The sequence below is a fragment of the Mesorhizobium sp. M1273 genome (genome assembly GCF_040318195.1).
Classification (GTDB): domain Bacteria; phylum Pseudomonadota; class Alphaproteobacteria; order Rhizobiales; family Rhizobiaceae; genus Mesorhizobium.
The window spans coordinates 113,681-130,269 of the sequence record NZ_JAMYLV010000001.1 but is presented as its reverse complement, the minus strand read 5'-3'; the positions used below and the strand labels follow the sequence as shown (position 1 = coordinate 130,269).

The window sequence follows — 16,589 nt, the reverse complement described above, 5'->3', positions numbered from 1 at the left end:
TCCGCTGCCTTATCCCTCACACGCTGCCATCTGGTAGAGGCATGAGCTCGTGCTCTCCCGGCACGCCGGGGAAGCGGCGTTCGCGCCAATCCGCCTTTGCCTGCTCGATCCGTTCGGCTGAAGAGGAGACGAAGTTCCAATAGATACGACGTGGCTCGGCCAGGGGCTCACCTCCTATCAACATCAGTCTCGCCGCATGGAAGGCAGGCGCCTGCAGCACAATCTCAGCGCCGGGCGCCAGAGCTACTAATTCGGCCTCATGAAACGTACCGAGTTGGCCGACAATTCCAACCTCACCGGCGACGATGTAGATCGCACGCTCACGGTGTTCGGGTTTCACCTGGTAGCGCGCACCGCTCGTGAGCACAATTTCGGCATAGACCATGTCGGAGAACGTCCTTACCGGCGAGACCAACCCGTCGGACGCGCCGGCGATCAACGTAAACTCGACGCCGTCGGCACAGATCCTCGGTATTTCGGGAGCGCCAAAATGTGCGACGTCGGCGGCAATTTCTTCATAGCGGGAGGGGAGGGCGATCCAAGCCTGAGCGCCGAAGAGATTGCTTGCCGACGCCCGGACTTCCGGTGGCGTGCGCTCGGAATGGACGATGCCCGACCCGGCCGTCATCCAGTTGACCTCGCCAGGACGGATGGTCTGCACTTTTCCCAAATTGTCGCGATGGACGATCTCGCCATCGATCAGGTAGGTCACGGCCGCAACGCCGATATGCGGATGCGGTCCCATATCGAAACCGTGACCTGCGTCGAATATAGCGGGGCCGAAATGGTCGAACAGGATGAAGGGCCCGATCATCAGGCGATCCGAGGACGGCAATACGCGCCTTATCTTCAGTCCGTCCGCAAAATCACGGATAGCTGGCTGGATGAGTGTATCGATGCCTGTGATACCGCTTTGGCGGATGGTCATGGATCTCTGTCCTTCTGCATGCCTTGTCAGCCAGGTGCTCGAACGCGCTTGAACGAAGCGGCTCGAAAGACTGTCTGAATGGCTTTGAGGAGCGCGAATTTGGAGCTCGCGTGGTGCTGTCCGGCGATGCCGCTTTCATTAAAAGCCGACACCCTCATCGACAGGATCGCGGCAAGATCTTCGGCCATTTCGGGCCTGTCGTGCAGCAGCGGCGCAAAGCTTTCCTGGTCTATGTCGTAAACCGTGACAGGGGTCATTGCCCGCAAACTCGACATCTCGCCAATACCGGCGAGCAAGCCGGTCTCGCCGAAGAAATCGCCAGGTGCAAGCCGGGAGATCTCCTGCAGTTGATCATCGTCCTCGCCAATTTGCCGGACGATGACGCCCGTCCGAACGATCATGAGCGACGGCAGCATCTCTCCCTGTCGTGCGATGATTTCGCCCTTATGGTAGGTGCGAACCGAGGCCGCTTTGGCGAGCGAACCCTGCTCGGTATCCGTTAGCGCCGAGAATACCGGTATGGAATTGATGAGTTCGATCGGGGTGAAGCCTTGGGAGGCCGCCGTCTCGTGGCCCGGCCGGTTGGTCATGGCAATCGAGCCTGAAAATGGCTCCGCCAGCAGCATGCCGGTCGACTTTGAATGGCGATAAATGAGATCGAAGATTTCGTTCCGAGCGGCACTTCGCTGGTCGATACTTGCGACGCGAAAAAACAACTCGATCTCGATAGCTGTGGCATCCAGGCTTCTGATGGTGACCGAAGGCGAAGGGTCCTGGAGGATCGAATTGCAGCTCAGCAAGACAGTGCGCATGAGGTCTACGATGATCGCCGGCGTCTTCGTTGGCGCCACCTTGACGGTTACGGCAAGTCCATGGCTCTCGTCCGGACCGCTTAGATTTGTTACCCCGATCTTGGCGAGAAGGCTGTTTGGCAGCGCCACGACATTGTGTGTCGGGGTCAGAAGTTGGGTCGACCGCCAATTGGTCTCGATAACGCGGCCTTCGGTTCCGTCGCCCAGAATGATCCAGTTTCCAAGCACGTAAGGGCGGCCGAGGTTAAGCGCGATCGCCGAAAATACGTCACCAAGCGTATTCTGGAGCGCCAGTCCCAGGATGACGGCAAACACGCCCGACGTGGCAATGAGCGTTCCGACCGGCACTGCAAAGACAAACGCCAGGATCGACAGGAACATTCCAGCGTAGACGACACCGACCACGACGTCCTGCAGGAGACGTGCCTCGCGCGGCTTTCGCTCGAAGACGAGATAGATACGGACAAATCCGATCAGCGCCCAGCCAAGGTGAACCCACCAGAGCAGCTTGACCGAGCCGATGAGGATCGCTCCTCCGGTTGTCTCGTTGTCCCGTGCGGCTTCGTACGGCACGACGCGCAGGTGGAGAACCATGGCCGACATCGCGACGAAAAAGGCGAGTTGGACGACCAGCTTCGCATCGGCGAAGCGTCTGGGGATGAGAGACCAAACGACGATCCCGGCGAGGCCGAGCAACACGATGTAGACCAGAGGAGAGTTCCACCAGTTCATGAACGATCACCGCGATGCCCGGTTCAACGTTTGGTCTCCGGCCCGGCGATCGGGCCTCTGGCGCTGGCCTTGTCTTTTTCGAGAACTGCTTCGGTGATCGAATTCGGCAGCCGTCGCGGCTTTTCGATCAGCCCGAGCACCGGCATGGCGATGATGAAGAACGCAAAATAGTAAAGCGTCGCCAGTTGGGACATGACGACGTATGCGCCTTCCGCCGGCCGGGAGCCGAGCCAGCCGAGAAAGAGGGCATTGGCAACGAACAGCCAGAAGAGCACCCTGTACCAGGGCCGATAGACCGCCGAGCGCACCTTCGAGGTGTCGAGCCACGGCACCAGGAACAGCACGGCGATCGAGCCGAACATCGCGAGCACGCCGCCGAGCTTGGAATCGATCGGCCCGATATTGAAGGTGATGGCCCGCAGGATCGCGTAAAACGGCAGGAAGTACCATTCCGGCACGATGTGGGCCGGCGTCTTCAGCGGATTGGCGATGCTGTTGTTGTCGGGATGGCCGAGGTAGTTCGGCAGGTAGAAGACGAAATAGGCGAAGAAGAACAGGAACACGAGGATGCCGAAGGCATCTTTGACGGTGGCATAAGGCGTGAAGTCCACGACATCGGTTTTCGATTTGACTTCGATGCCGGTCGGATTGTTCTGGCCGACGACGTGAAGCGCCCAGATATGCAAGGTCACCACGCCCACAAGCACAAATGGCAGCAGGTAATGCAGCGCAAAGAAACGGTTCAGCGTCGGATTATCGACCGCGAAGCCGCCGAGCAAAAGCTGCTGGAGCCAGTCGCCGATCAGTGGGACGGCGGTGAAGAAGCTGGTGATGACAGTAGCGCCCCAGAACGACATCTGTCCCCAAGGCAGCACGTAGCCCATGAAGGCCGTCGCCATCATCAGCAGGAGGTTGGTGCAACCGAGCACCCACAGCAGCTCACGCGGCGCCTTGTAGGAGCCGTAGTAAAGCCCGCGGCAGATGTGGATGTAGACGGCAATGAAGAAGAACGACGCGCCGTTGGAATGGAGATAGCGCAGCAGCCAGCCCGAATTCACGTCGCGCATGATCTGCTCGACCGAGTTGAAGGCCAGCCCCGTATCAGGGGCGTAATGCATCGCAAGGATGATGCCGGTCAGGATCTGTGAAACCAGCATGATCGTGAGAATACCGCCGAACGTATAGGCATAGTTCAGGTTGCGCGGGACGGGATAGACGATGAAGCTGTCATAGACCAGCCGCGGCAGCGGCAGGCGGGCGTCGAACCAACGTTCGATTCTGGTTTTGGGCGTATAGGTCGAGTGTTTGCCGCCGCTCATCGAAATGCCCCCTGCCTCAGCCGATACGGATCTTGGTGTCGGAAACGAATTGGAACACCGGCACCGCCATGTTCTCGGGTGCCGGCCCCTTCCGGACGCGGCCGGCGGTGTCGTATTGCGAACCATGGCAGGGGCAGAACCAGCCGTCGAAATCGCCTTCCTGACCATGCGGGATGCAGCCAAGATGGGTGCAGACCTGGATCATCACCCACCCAGGCTTCCTTGCCCGGCATAGTTCGATTGGCGTCGGTTGCCGGCGCATCGGCCGGCAGGTTGGCGTTGCGGGCAATTGGATCCTTGAGCTCGGCGAGACTGACTGCCTGGCCGTCCTTCCTCTCTTTTTCGGTGCGGTTGCGCACGACAACCGGTTTGCCGTGCCAGTCGATGATCAGCGACGTTCCCGGCGTCAGCGAGGAGACGTCGACCTCGATCGCGGCGGGCGCCTCGACGCGCAATGTGTGCTCGGCTGTGGAGGTTTCGGAAAGGTCGGCCATGATGGCGACTCCTATTGTCGGAAGCTGCGTCATCGCGTTGGTGGCAATCGAGCAAAAGCAGACCACGGCTTTCGCGTTTCCAGTCTGCTCGTGCCGCGCGGAATATGCCGGCCGTGGCCGGGTGTGAGCCATCGTGCCAACGGCACGTGCGTCCAATACTTTCGTTTAGGATTTCCTGAGCGAAGGACTGGCCGGGCTGGCGATGATGCCATCATGGAAGGTTCTGGATTCCTCCAGATAACCGTTGGCCGCTGAGCTGGCATACGTCCCGGCATTGCGCACAGCGATCCCGAACTTCACCCGACCATACCTCGGCATAGGCACGTCTAGCTGTCGGTGTCGTAGTCGTCGTCTCCGCCAAGTGCGAGTTTCTGGAGCGGTTGTCTCGCGTGGCGCGGGGCAGGTTTTCCGCTCGGCGACGACCAATTGCGGGATTCAATCGGGTTCAGAAAGGGAAAAGCGGTGAAACTCTACTACAGCCCTCTCGCCTGCAGCCTGGCGGACCACATCGCTCTGGAAGAGGCCGGTGTTTCCTTCGAGCGCGAAAGTGTGAACCTCAAGACCAAACGGACAGGCTCCGGGGATGATTTCACTACCGTCACGCGCAAGGGCTATGTTCCAGCCCTCGTGCTGGATAGCGGCGAAACGCTGACGGAAAATATCGCCGTCCTCGACTGGATTGCGTCGCAATACCCGCCACTGGCAGTGGCGGGGCCGTTGGGCCGTACCCGCCTTCTCGAAGCGCTGACCTACGTCTCAACTGAAATACACCGAAGCTTCAAGCCGATGTGGCACCAAAGCAGCGATGCCGAAAAGGCCAGGGCGAGCGCGACGATTACGAGCCAACTCGAGTTCGTCGCTGACGGGCTCGAGACCGACTATCTGTTCGGCGACAAGCCCAGCGTCGCGGATTTTTATCTTTTCGTGATGCTGCTTTGGGCGGCCCGCTTCCAAGTCCCTGTTCCCGCGCCTTTGCAAGCCCTTCGCGTCCGAATGGCTGCCCGACCGGCCGTGCGCATCGCAATGGATCGTGAGGGCCTCGTCTGAAGCCGAGGGCGACTTCGAGCATAAGACCAGATGCAACATGTCCTCTCGCCCAAACAGAAGATCAGGAGTCATTCTCATGCTGCCGTTCCTGCGGATGCTACATCTACATCCAGCCGCTTCCAAGCGCGGGGACGGCCTAGGTCTCGAATTTCTGAGGAGGGAAATCGAGGAAACGCTTGACCTGACCGGCATTCACTCAGAGTTCGCCGCACTGCCTCCTGGCCGAGTGTTACAGTGGTTGGTCCGCCGCAGTCACCATCGAAATAGGCAACATTTCCTGTCGGCCGATGAGGCGGGCGGTCCGGTCGTTCCTGCTTGTTGGTCATTACAGAGGCTTCATCATGAATGCGAGTAAGGCTCGCGACACGGTCGATCATCGCCGCCGGCGCATTGTTGGTGCTGCAGCAATGACGTTCGCCGCCACCGAACTCGGCTTGAGCGAGCCGGCGGCCACTTGGACGGTCGAGGCGAGGGCATCTGCTACGCAAGCCACGCAGAAATCATTCGGCTCGCTCGGGCAGGTCAATGCCGGAAATCTGAGCGTCGGATATGCGGAGCTGGGGCCCGCCGAAGGTGCCCCAGTGATCCTGCTTCATGGCTGGCCTTATGACATTCACACCTACGCCGATGTCGCTCCCCTGCTTGCCGCAAAGGGGTACCGCGTGATTGTGCCCTACCTGCGCGGCTACGGCACTACGCGCTTCCTGTCGGACGAGACGATGCGCAACGGCCAGCAGTCGGCGCTCGCCGCGGATACGATGGCCCTGATGGATGCGCTGGGGATCGAAAAGGCCACGATCGCCGGCTGCGACTGGGGCGCTCGAACGGCCAATGTCGTTGCCGCGCTCTGGCCTGAGCGTTGCAACGCGATCGTCTCGGTGAGCGGCTATCTCATCGGAAATCAGCAGGTCGGCATGGTGCCGCTGGCACCGGAGGCGGAGCTTCAATGGTGGTATCAGTATTACTTCGCCACGGATCGCGGCCGCGCCGGCTACGAGAAATACACGCGCGATTTCGCCAAACTCATCTGGCAACTCGCTTCGCCGCAGTGGAATTTCGACGATGACATCTTCCAGCGCAGCGCCGCAGCACTGGACAACCCGGATCACGTCAGCATCGTCATTCACAATTACCGCTGGAGGCTCGGCCTGGCACAGGGCGAGCCGGAATATGACGTTCTGGAAAACCGGCTGGCCGAAGCTCCCGTGATCACAGTGCCGACCATTACCCTTGAGGGCGATGCCAATGGCGCACCCCATCCCGACAGCAGTTCCTACGCCAAGAAATTCTCGGGCAGATACACGCACCGGATCATCACCGGCGGTATCGGCCACAACTTGCCTCAAGAAGCCCCGCAAGCCTTTGCCCAGGCTGTCATCGACGTCGGCGAATACTGATCAAAATCCATGACGTGCCCCCGACCGTAAGGAATAAAACGGGAAGAGTCCTGGTTCTCGGCACAGCCTCCGGTCCGCTTAGGCGAGAACAGCTCTCCCGCCGACCCAGACCGACGCGATGTTGGCCCTGGAAGCGGAGTAGACGATCTTCTGAAGGATGCCGTCGCCGTCGTCGAGTTCGTCCCACAGGTGAATTGTGCCTCTGGGCGCGGCGGTGTCGACCAGGATCGCATCGAAATGGTAGCCAGGCGAGAATCGCCCCACAGGCAAGCCGAGTGCCACGCCACCGCCTGCCGTCGCCAGGTGGAAGGACTCGCGAAAGTCGACGCGTGCTGTTCCGGCCGTGCCGCGCGTCTCGGCCGCTAGCGCCGGGTCGGTGCCGGTTTCCAGCATGCGCGACGACATGACCGTCGCGCGCATCGCATCGAACATCGAGGCGCTCGGTCCCCCGGAAATGTCGGTGCCGAGCCCGACCTTGACACCCTTCTCGAGGGCCGCCCTCAACGGGAACACGGCGCCTGCGAAGTAGGCGTTGGAGACGGCGCAGTGCGCCACGGCCGCCTTGCGCACGCGGATCGTCTCCATGTCGGCAAGCGTAATGAAATTGGCGTGCGCGAGCACGCTGCCGGCGCGCAGCAGGCCAAAGCGATCAAGGCTAGACGTGTCGCTGATCCCGTGGCGCTGCAGCACGTAGCCATGCGCCCAGTCGCTCTCCGAGCAATGCGTCTGCACATGGCAGCCGCATTCCTGCGCAAGCGTGCCGAGCCCTTTGAGGGCGGCGTCGGTACAGGAGGGGATGAAGCGCGGCGTAATGACCGGCTTTACCCGTCCCGTGGCATTGTCCGGATGCCCATGCACGTAGTCGATCAGAGCGCGCGTGCCATCGATGGCCGCGTCCGCCGAGGTATCGCGATAGTAGGCCGGGCACTCGTCGGGATTGTCCATCGCCACTTTGCCGACCAGCGCACGTTGCCCCCGTTCGAGGCAAATGTCGACGAGCAGCCTTGTCGCGTCCTGGTGGATGGTTGCGAAGTAGAGCGCTGTGGTCGTGCCATTAGCGATCAGGTCGTCGACCAGCAGGCCGTAGCTGCGCCGCGCGAAGGCGAGATCGGCGTAGCGCGCCTCCAGGGGAAACGTGTGTTTGTGGAGCCAGGCCTCGAGCGGCACGTCCAGCGCCCTGCCGAGCTGCGGATATTGCGGCGCGTGCACGTGAAGATCGACGAAGCCGGGCAGCAGATAACTCTGCGCCGGCAAGGTCGCCAGCGAACCGGTCCGGCGCGCGGCCTCCAGCGCCTCGCCATAGCCGGCATCATGCGGATGCAGCACCGAGGCGATGATGCCTGATTGATCGATTGCGATCAGGGCATGGAGCAACTCTTCCACGAGCCCGCGCTCCGGCGCGTGAAAGCCGCTGGCCAGAAGCGTCTTGCCGCTCAGGTCGCTCACCTGTCCTCCGCCGAAGAACAGCTACGCACTGCCGTCGCGAAGCGCCAGAGCGCGATTGCCCGTCCGTCGATGCCGATGACAATATCGGAAGGGCTGCCGCTCATGCGGCTTGCGCCGTCGTGCCGTAGGTGATGCCCTTCTCCTTCAGCCAGCGGCGATAGGCGATCGACGAGCCGTCGGCCCGCGTCGGAATTTCCGCGCGCGGCTCGAGCGGCAAAAGACGTGGCCGCTGGTTCTCCAGGATGATGCGGTCCTGCAGGAAGATGAGCTGCTGGAACTGCACAAGTTCGGTCGTAGTCGATACGTCGTCGATCAGGAACATGACGGGGTGCGCGCGGCAGCGGTCCGGATCGAGGGGCTGCACGAACAGACAGATCACGTCCCACCGGGTAGCCGAGTTGGGGCAGGTCTTGTAGAGCATCACCGCGAAAGGATTGGCGACCCGGTACATGTATTGGGTCATGATGCCACCGGTCGCCGAGAGTGCTGCCTGCGGCTGGAAGAATTCGCAGTTGGTCGCCCACACCTCATCCACGTCGCGGCGGATTTCGGTTGTGTAATGCCGCACTTCCGTGTGCGGCTCGGCGCCCAATATGTCGGTATGGACGAAGGGGAAATGCGCCATGTCGAGGAAATTCTCGACGATGCGCAGGCCGGACGCCTTTACCGCGATCGCTCCGCAAACGACAGGCCGGCGGTCGTCCTCATAGGCCTCCGGGATCGACAGCACATCGCCGGCCGGCATGCCGAGCGTGATCCATAGATAGCCGTAGCGTTCCTTGGCCGGGACTTGGCTGCCGTCGCCGGCACGCGACACATTGACCGCGCCTGCCGTATCGCGGGCTACCAACAGATCGACGCCCAGAAGCCGGTTCGGCATCGTGCCGACCGGAATCTCGTTCAGCGCGTCAATGCAATACCATTGGTCGAGGGCCGCCTGCTCCGCAGCTCGCTTAATGGTCATTGTTGCGTCCTTCCTGTGCTATCTCACTGCCGATAGATGCGGTCCATCACGGCCCGGTGGTCGGCCATCGCCGCCTCGACATCGAAAGAGGCGAAGTCGCCTCTCGCGATAATCTGCCGGCCGTTGATGTAGGAATAGTCGACCTTGAAGGGTCCGCAAAGCACCAGCGCGGCGAGCGGGTCGCGCTCGGTGCCGGAAAGGCCGAGTTGGCTGCGTTTGACCGCGATGAAGTCGGCGCACATGCCGGGCGCGAGATGGCCGATGTCATGGCGGCCGAGCAGGGCAGCGCCACCGCGCGTCGCCATTTCGAGGGCCTCGCGCGCGGACAGCGCCGTCGGCGTGCCGCCGAAACCGCCGCGGCCGCCGGGCTTTTCGGAGAGGTAGTGGTGCGGCGCGACACGCTGAAGCATCAGCGCCAGCCGCGCTTCCATGAACAGGTTCGACGTGTCGTTCGAGGCCGAGCCGTCGACGCCAAGGCCGACCTTCACGCCCTTGTCGAGCATCTCGCGGATCTTCGCGATGCCCTGGCCGCAGCGCATGTTAGCCGACGGGCAATGGGCGACCCCGGTGCCGGTTTCGGCGAAGCGGTCGATCTCGTCGCTGGTCATGAAAATCGAGTGGGCGAACCAGACGTCGTCACCGAGCCAGCCGACGGATTCGGCGAACTCGACCGGCCGTTTGCCATAGATTTCGAGGCAGTACTTCTCCTCGAAAAGCTCTTCGGCAAGGTGCGAATGCAGGTTCACGCCCTTGTGGCTGCGCGCCAGTAATGCCGCATCGCGCATCAACTCCGGAGTCACCGAGAACGGCGAGCAAGGAGCCAGGATGATTCGGCTCATTGAATGCCGCGACGCGTCGTGATAGCCGCCGATCAGCCGTTCGGCATCCTTCAGGATATCCTCTTCCTTTTCGACGCAGCGATCCGGCGGCAAGCCGCCCTGGCTTTCGCCGCGCGACATGGCTCCACGCGCAGCGTGGAAACGCAGACCGATATCGCGGGCCGCACCGATCGTCGCGTCGAGCGTGCAGTTGTTGGGCAAGATGTAGAGGTGATCGGAGCTGGTCGTGCAGCCCGAATGGATAAGCTCGGCCATCGCTACGCGCGCCGAGACACCTATCGCATCGTCATCGAGCTCGGCCCAGATCGGATAGAGCGTCTTCAGCCAGACAAGCAGTTCGTCGTTCTGAGCCATCACACGGGTGAGGTTCTGGAACATATGATGATGCGTGTTCACCATGCCCGGCATGACGACATGGCCCGATAGGTCGAGCACCTCGTCGGCACTGGAGCCACTGAGTTCCGCGGTGGTGCCGACCGCTTCGATGACGTTGTCGTCGATCATCAAGGCGCCGTCGGAAATCTCGCGGCGCGTATCATCGAAGGTGGCGAGCAGATCGATGTTCTTGACAAGCAGGCGGGGCATGACGGTCTCAACGCATGTCGCGGAAATAGGGTTCGCCGAGAGCAGCCGGCGCGGCCATTACCCGGCGCATGCGCTGCCAGGCAAGCACCGGCACGATGATCAGGGCGATCGTGCCGAGATAGGGCAGCATCGACAGGATCGGCGCCGCGATCGGCCAGTTGCGTGCTTGGCCGACGAAGCCGAGCGAGGTGATGAGACCGAACAGCAGAGCGGCCAGCACGGCGTTGAGGGGCCGGTAGCCTGCGAAGATGACGAGAGAGACGGCAATCCAGCCGCGGCCGGCCACGACGCCTTCCGACCAGGAGGGAACGAAGGCAAGCGTGAGGTAAGCGCCGGCGCCGGCCGCCAGCGCCGAGCCCGCGGCGACATACCAGAAGCGGATGCTTTGCACCGAAATGCCGGCGGCGTCGGCTGCCGCGGGGTTTTCGCCCACCGCGCGCATGTTCAGCCCGTGGCGCGTGCGGAACATGATGTAGTGCAGCACAACCGGCAGGACGATGTAGATCAGGTAGACAAGGATGTTCTGCGTGAAGATCGCGCGACCGAGCAGCGGGATGTCGCTAAGATAGGGAATAGCGATCGGCGCGAAGGTCGCCGGCGCCGGCATGCCGGAATAGGCGCGACCGATCGTTGCGGCCATGCCGGTGCCCATCAGCGTCAGCGCCAGGCCGCACAACACCTGGTTCGCTTTAATGACGACGGTGCCAAGAGCGAAGACGCAGCCAACGAGGAAACCAACGGCAAGCGCAAGGACGAAGCCGAGCATAGGGTGCGGCGTGGCGACGACGACCGCGATGCCAGTGATTGCACCGAGCGCCATAAGCCCTTCGACCCCGAGATTGACGACGCCGGCGCGCTCGGAGAGCGTCTCGCCCAGCGCCGCCAGCGCCAGCACGCCGCCGGCGAGAATGGAGGTCTGGATCAGTCCGGCGATCATGTCCATGGGTGTTTCCTCAGCTCGCGACCGGTTCGGTCCGCGTGATGCGGTAGTGAGCGAGTTCGTTGCCGATCGCCGTGAAGAACAGGATCAGTCCGGTGATGGCGAGCACGGCCGAGACGGTGATGCCTTGCGTCTGCAGGATGATGCCCGAATTCAGGATGACGCCCATCAAAGCCGCGCCTGCGAGCACGCCAAGTGAGGAACCGCGCGCCAGCACCGCGACCATGATGCCGAGATAGCCGAAATTGTTGGAAATGCCGCCCTGCAGGCGATGCACCGTGCCAGCTACTTCCAGCATACCGGCGATGCCGGCGATCGCTCCCGACATCAGCAGGACGACGATCAGGCGGCGGCGGAACGGCATGCCCGCATAAAGCGCCGCGCTCGGGTTCGACCCAGCGACCCGCACCTCGTAACCCCAGCGCGTGTAGTTGAGCAGTCCTGCGATGACAAAAGTGAGCAGGATCGCCAGCGGGAAACCGTAGTGCACGATACCCCAGAATTCAGGCACGTCATGCGGCAGACGTGCAGTGGTCGCGAGCGCATGGCCGCTCGGGTCGAGCCATGGTCCGGTGGCGACGTAGTAGACCATCAGCGTCGCCACGAAATTCAGAAGCAGGGTGGTGATGAGTTCGCTGACATCGGCGTAGGCGCGCGCCAGCGTCGGCACCAGTATCCAGAGCAGCCCGCCGAGCGCGCCAGCGATGAACATAACAGGCAGGATCAGCCAGATCGGGCCGGGAATGAACAGCGCGACTGCCGTGGCGCTGAAGGCGCCGGCATAGAATTGGCCCTCCGCGCCGATGTTCCAGGCGCCGATTCTCAGCGCTACCCAGACCGACAGGCCGGTCAGGATCAGGGGAGTGACCAGAAGTCCGACATCTTCCAGCCCGAAGCTCGAGCCAAAAGTCGAGTTGAGCACCTCCCAGGCGAGTTCGACGGGAGCATTGCCGCGAGCGGCCAGAACCAGGCCGGCGATCCCCAGTGCCAGCACGATCGCCAGGGCACGTGCCGCAAAGGCAACGGAGGGCTGCGCGGATGGAACGCGCTGGAGCTTGATCGCCAAGGTCAGTGCTTCCCGGCAGCGGCCTGGGCGCCAGCACTGGACCGCATCTGCCCGCCCATCATCAGGCCGATTTCCTCGATGTCGGTGGAGGCAGTCTCCACCGCGCCCATGATCCTGCCATGGAACATTACGGCGATGCGATCCGACAGGTTGAACAGCTCTTCCAGCTCCTCGGAAATGAAGAGCACACCGACGCCGGCATCGCGCAATTCGACGAGATAGTGCATCATCGTGTTGATCGCGCCGACATCGAGGCCACGGCTCGGATAGGCGGCGATCAGAACCTTGCTTGCGATGCGCATCTCGCGGCGTGCGACGAGGCGCTGCTGATTACCGCCGGAAAGGTTGCGCATGGGCATGCCGAAATCGGGCACCGCAACGGATGCCGCTTCGGCGATCGTGCGCGCAAGAGCAGCCGCAAGGCGCGGTCGGAACGCGAAGCCCTTTGAAACAGGCGCCGACGCATATTCGCGGATTATGGCGTTGTCGGTGATTGAAAGCGCCGGCGCCAGGCCGCTGTGCAGCCGGTCTTCGGGAATGTGGCCGACGCCGAACTTCGCGTAATCGACCGCGCCGGCGGTCGTGACGCCCTTTCCGCCGAGCAGTATCTGGCCCGAGTGGATCGGCCGCAAGCCGGTGACGACCTGGGTCAGCTCCTTCTGGCCGTTGCCGGCCACACCGGCGATGCCGAGAATCTCGCCGGCATGGATGTCGAGCGAAACCTCGTCGAGAAGGATGCCGCCCACGTCGTCACGCGCGACGACGGATTTGAGGCTGAGCACCGGCTCGGCGGAGATGCCGGCCGCGCCTGGCTGCCTGGCACGCAGATTGCTGAGCACGATCTCACGGCCAACCATCAGGCGCGCCAGCATCTTCTCGCCGCAGTCCGCGGTATTTTCGGTGGCCACCTTGCGGCCGCCGCGCAGCACGGTGATGCGGTCTGATATTTCCAGGACCTCGTCGAGCTTGTGGCTGATGAAGATCACCGCATTGCCCCGGGACACGAACTGCTTGAGCGCCTTGAAGAGCTCGCGCGCTTCCGCCGGGGTAAGCACTGCAGTCGGCTCGTCGAGGATCAGAACACGGGCATTGCGCGCGAGCACGCGTAGGATTTCCACGCGCTGCTGCTCGCCGGTCGAAAGATCGGCGACGCGCGCGGATGGCCGTACCGCGAGGTTCAGCTTCTCGGCCAGTGCGGCAGTCCGCGCCTCGAGCACCGACGAGCCAATACGCTTGGGCGTTTCGGACCAGCCGAGATGAATATTCTCGGCGACCGTGAAGGCGGTCACCAGCTTGAAATGCTGGTGGACCATGCCAATACCGGCGGAGATCGCGTCGACTGGAGATGCGAAACGCTTGGCATAGCCGTCGACGACGATCTCACCGGCATCCGGCTGATAGATGCCGGTGAGGATGTTCATCAAGGTCGATTTGCCGGCGCCATTCTCGCCGAGCAAGGCGTGGATCTCCCCCGGCATCACGTCGAGGTCGACATCCTGGTTGGCAACGACGCCGGGGAAATATTTGCTGATGCCCTTGAGCAGCACGAGCGGCGGCGCGCCGGAGCCAGGCTCGTAACGTCCCGGGGAGGTGGACGGCACCTCCATGCCGCCGTAGCGGTGCTCGCTCGAAGCATGATGAACTGGAACAAAATCATTCATCCCGCTTAGCTCTTTGCCTTCTGCCGCATAGTCTATCCGAAAACTCTGCAATCCTTCGGGATTACGCTTGGAGGCCGCTGACGCCTTCGATCGACCAATCCCAGTTGTAGAGTTCCTCTTCGGTCATGCGATGGCCGGCAGCCACCTTGACGTTGCCCTTGGTGTCCTTGATCTCGCCCTCGAACGGGCTCCAGCCGCCGAGAATCTTATCGCGCACGGCATCGGCCTGCTTTGCGACCTCGGTGGGCACCGTCTCGCCCCAGGCATCGCGGTCGATACCGCCGCCCATCGGCAGGATGGTCTGCGATGGCGTCCACTTGCCTTCGAGGCGCAGGCGCACCTGGTCGACATAGAATTTCTTGAAGTCGATGGCGATCGAGGAGACGTAGGCCTTCGGCCCGTAGCGGCGGATGTCGGTATTCCACATCACGGCCTTCGCGCCGCGCTGCTCGGCCACCTGCAGATAGCCTGCTTCGTCCATGATGCCGAACAGAAGGTCGGCGCCGTTGTCGATGAGCGCGGTGCCGGCCTGGGTGGCAGCCTGCGGATCGAACCACGAGTTGATGACGATGGTCTGCATCGTGGCGTTTGGATTGACCGAACGGGCGCCCATCAGGAAGGCATTGGTGCCGGAAAAGACCGACGGAACAGGGAAGGAGGCGACGTAGCCGAGCTTGCCGCTCTTGCTCATCAGGCCCGCGGCGACACCGGTGACGTAGGTCGGGTACCAGTGGGCGAGATAGTAGGTCGAGAGATTTTCGAGCGGGTTGCGGCCATCGCATTCATAGAAGGCGACGTCCGGCGAACGCTTGGCCACGTCGTAGAGGAAGTCGCCATAGTTGGAGGTGGCAAACACCATGTTGGCACCTTCCGAGACGAACTGGCGGAAGGTGCGGGTCGCGTCGGCCGAATAGGGGATGCTTTCGACGAACAGCGTCTTCAGCTTCGGGAACGCTTCCTGCACGGCCTTCATGCCCTGGTCGTGGCTCCAGGTCCAGCCTTCATCGGTCACCGGACCGGTGTGGCCGAAGGCGATGACCGCGTTTTCCTCGGCGACGGCGGCGAGCGGCGTCTGTGCATGGGCGGGCGTGATAAGGCCGGATTTCGGCAGGAGCAGCGAGGCGCCGGCCGCGGCGCCCATGTTGAGGAAGCCTCGGCGGGAGAGATTGCGCAGGTCGATCATGCTTCGGTCCTTTGTTCCGTGTCGTGTTCAGTTCGGGAGAGACAGTTCGGTTTCCATGAGGCGGTCGATTTCTGCCGACCAGTCGGCCAGCCATGCCTGCTTGATGTCGTCGTCGAGCCATGCTGCGGACAGGCCAGCCCGCGCGATCCGCTTCAGTGCCGGCGGCCCGAGCGCAAAATTTTCGGCGATCAGCGCGTATTCGCGGTCGAGCGTCGTGGCGAACATGGGCGGATCGTCGGAGTGGATCGTCACGGTAAGCCCGGCCTCGATCATGCGGCGGATCGCGTGGTCGGGCGCGGCGAGGTCACGCCAGACGGTGGTGGCCAGCGTCGTGCTCGGACAGCAGGTGAAGACGATGCCCATCTCCTTGCACTGCTCCATCAGCGCCGGATCGTCGACGACATGGTAGCCGTGGTCGACCCGTCTCAGGCCGAGGACGTCGACGGTATCGCGGACATAGTCCGCCGGGCCATCCTCGCCTGCATGGTTGGTGACATTGAGCCCGGCAGCCCGCGCTCGCTCGACGATGCGCGCAAACATCGGCGGTGGGTTCGGGCGTTCGTCGTAATCGAAGCCGATGCCGATCACCTCAGCCGGGCGCTCGGCCAGAACCATGTCCAGGAAGCGCTCGCCACCTGCCGCGCCGAGCGGCTTCGCATGCGCCGGTATCAGCTTTGCCATAAGCCCATAGCGCTCCTTTGCGCGGTGAAAGCCGTCGAGGATGCCTTCGAGCATAGTCGAATAGGCCACGCCATGAGCCAGATGCGCATGCGGGCTGAAGAACAGTTCGACGTAGCGCGCACCGGCTTTAGCGCAGCGCTCCAGTGCCTCGAAGGTGATGCGAGAGAAATCGTCCGCAGTCCTGATCGAGGCGCAAACCAGATCGTAAATCTTCAGGAAATCCAGCAGGTTGCCGTAGCTGTAGAGCTCCGATGTCGGTCTGCCGTCCGGCAGCGGCACCGCGTTCAGCGCCGCCAGCTCGGCGAATGTCTCTGTGGATACGGCGCCCTCGAGGTGCAAGTGCAACTCGACCTTCGGCATGAGCTGAATGAAACTTGACAACGACATCGACGCTCACTCGCCCGGATTGGCAATCCCAAGCCGCACCTGGTTTTCTTGGGCGACGGACGGCTGCCGAGTTGTTCGATAATCGCGGCTTTTTCCAACTGTCCGATC

General features: G+C 62.4%; 13 protein-coding genes and 1 pseudogene. 2 read left to right on the top strand and 12 right to left on the bottom strand.

What is annotated here, in order from left to right; genetic code table 11:
- Nucleotides 1-16: 16 nt before the first annotated feature.
- The 4 genes and pseudogenes from NKH30_RS00575 to petA all read right to left on the bottom strand — a co-directional run bounded on the left by NKH30_RS00575 (nt 17) and on the right by petA (nt 4,285).
- Entirely contained in the window at nt 17-928 is a 912-nt protein-coding gene (locus NKH30_RS00575) for a pirin family protein (protein ID WP_352612471.1), read from the bottom strand.
- A gap of 26 nt (nt 929-954) precedes the next feature.
- A complete protein-coding gene (locus tag NKH30_RS00570; RefSeq protein WP_352993794.1) occupies nt 955-2,472 on the bottom strand; it encodes a mechanosensitive ion channel family protein in 1,518 nt (505 codons plus the stop codon).
- Between the two features lie 23 nt (nt 2,473-2,495).
- The gene (locus tag NKH30_RS00565; protein ID WP_352993791.1) at nt 2,496-3,791 is read right to left on the bottom strand and encodes a cytochrome b; all 1,296 of its coding nucleotides are present in this window, start codon (nt 3,789-3,791) and stop codon (nt 2,496-2,498) included.
- A 16-nt stretch (nt 3,792-3,807) separates the two neighbouring features.
- Nucleotides 3,808-4,285, bottom strand: a pseudogene (gene petA / locus NKH30_RS33120) (ubiquinol-cytochrome c reductase iron-sulfur subunit).
- Between the two features lie 462 nt (nt 4,286-4,747).
- Between petA and NKH30_RS00550 the strand changes: the two are divergent.
- Both NKH30_RS00550 and NKH30_RS00545 read left to right on the top strand, forming a co-directional pair.
- A complete protein-coding gene (locus NKH30_RS00550) occupies nt 4,748-5,332 on the top strand; it encodes a glutathione binding-like protein (RefSeq protein WP_352849852.1) in 585 nt (194 codons plus the stop codon).
- 341 nt (nt 5,333-5,673) lie between these two features.
- On the top strand, nt 5,674-6,729 hold the full coding sequence (locus NKH30_RS00545; RefSeq protein WP_352612482.1) for an alpha/beta fold hydrolase: 1,056 nt from the start codon (nt 5,674-5,676) through the stop codon (nt 6,727-6,729).
- A 78-nt stretch (nt 6,730-6,807) separates the two neighbouring features.
- On the opposite strand, the gene guaD is transcribed toward NKH30_RS00545, so the two are convergent.
- From guaD to add, 8 genes are all read right to left on the bottom strand, one after another.
- A complete protein-coding gene (gene guaD, locus NKH30_RS00540; RefSeq protein ID WP_352612484.1) occupies nt 6,808-8,175 on the bottom strand; it encodes a guanine deaminase in 1,368 nt (455 codons plus the stop codon).
- Between the two features lie 100 nt (nt 8,176-8,275).
- Entirely contained in the window at nt 8,276-9,139 is an 864-nt protein-coding gene (locus NKH30_RS00535) for an aromatic ring-hydroxylating dioxygenase subunit alpha (RefSeq protein ID WP_352993784.1), read from the bottom strand.
- A 23-nt stretch (nt 9,140-9,162) separates the two neighbouring features.
- Nucleotides 9,163-10,563, bottom strand: a complete 1,401-nt coding sequence (locus NKH30_RS00530; RefSeq protein ID WP_352993782.1) for an 8-oxoguanine deaminase — start codon at nt 10,561-10,563, stop codon at nt 9,163-9,165.
- 7 nt (nt 10,564-10,570) lie between these two features.
- On the bottom strand, nt 10,571-11,506 hold the full coding sequence (locus tag NKH30_RS00525; RefSeq protein WP_352993779.1) for an ABC transporter permease: 936 nt from the start codon (nt 11,504-11,506) through the stop codon (nt 10,571-10,573).
- A gap of 10 nt (nt 11,507-11,516) precedes the next feature.
- Nucleotides 11,517-12,569, bottom strand: a complete 1,053-nt coding sequence (locus tag NKH30_RS00520) for an ABC transporter permease (protein WP_502911446.1) — start codon at nt 12,567-12,569, stop codon at nt 11,517-11,519.
- Between the two features lie 2 nt (nt 12,570-12,571).
- Complete coding sequence (locus tag NKH30_RS00515; protein ID WP_352994042.1) at nt 12,572-14,176, bottom strand: ABC transporter ATP-binding protein; 1,605 nt, start codon at nt 14,174-14,176, stop codon at nt 12,572-12,574.
- A 115-nt stretch (nt 14,177-14,291) separates the two neighbouring features.
- Nucleotides 14,292-15,413, bottom strand: a complete 1,122-nt coding sequence (locus NKH30_RS00510; RefSeq protein ID WP_031211089.1) for a BMP family ABC transporter substrate-binding protein — start codon at nt 15,411-15,413, stop codon at nt 14,292-14,294.
- Nucleotides 15,414-15,440: 27 nt separating this feature from the next.
- The gene (gene add, locus NKH30_RS00505) at nt 15,441-16,481 is read right to left on the bottom strand and encodes an adenosine deaminase (protein WP_352993776.1); all 1,041 of its coding nucleotides are present in this window, start codon (nt 16,479-16,481) and stop codon (nt 15,441-15,443) included.
- Between the last annotated feature and the right edge of the window lie 108 nt (nt 16,482-16,589).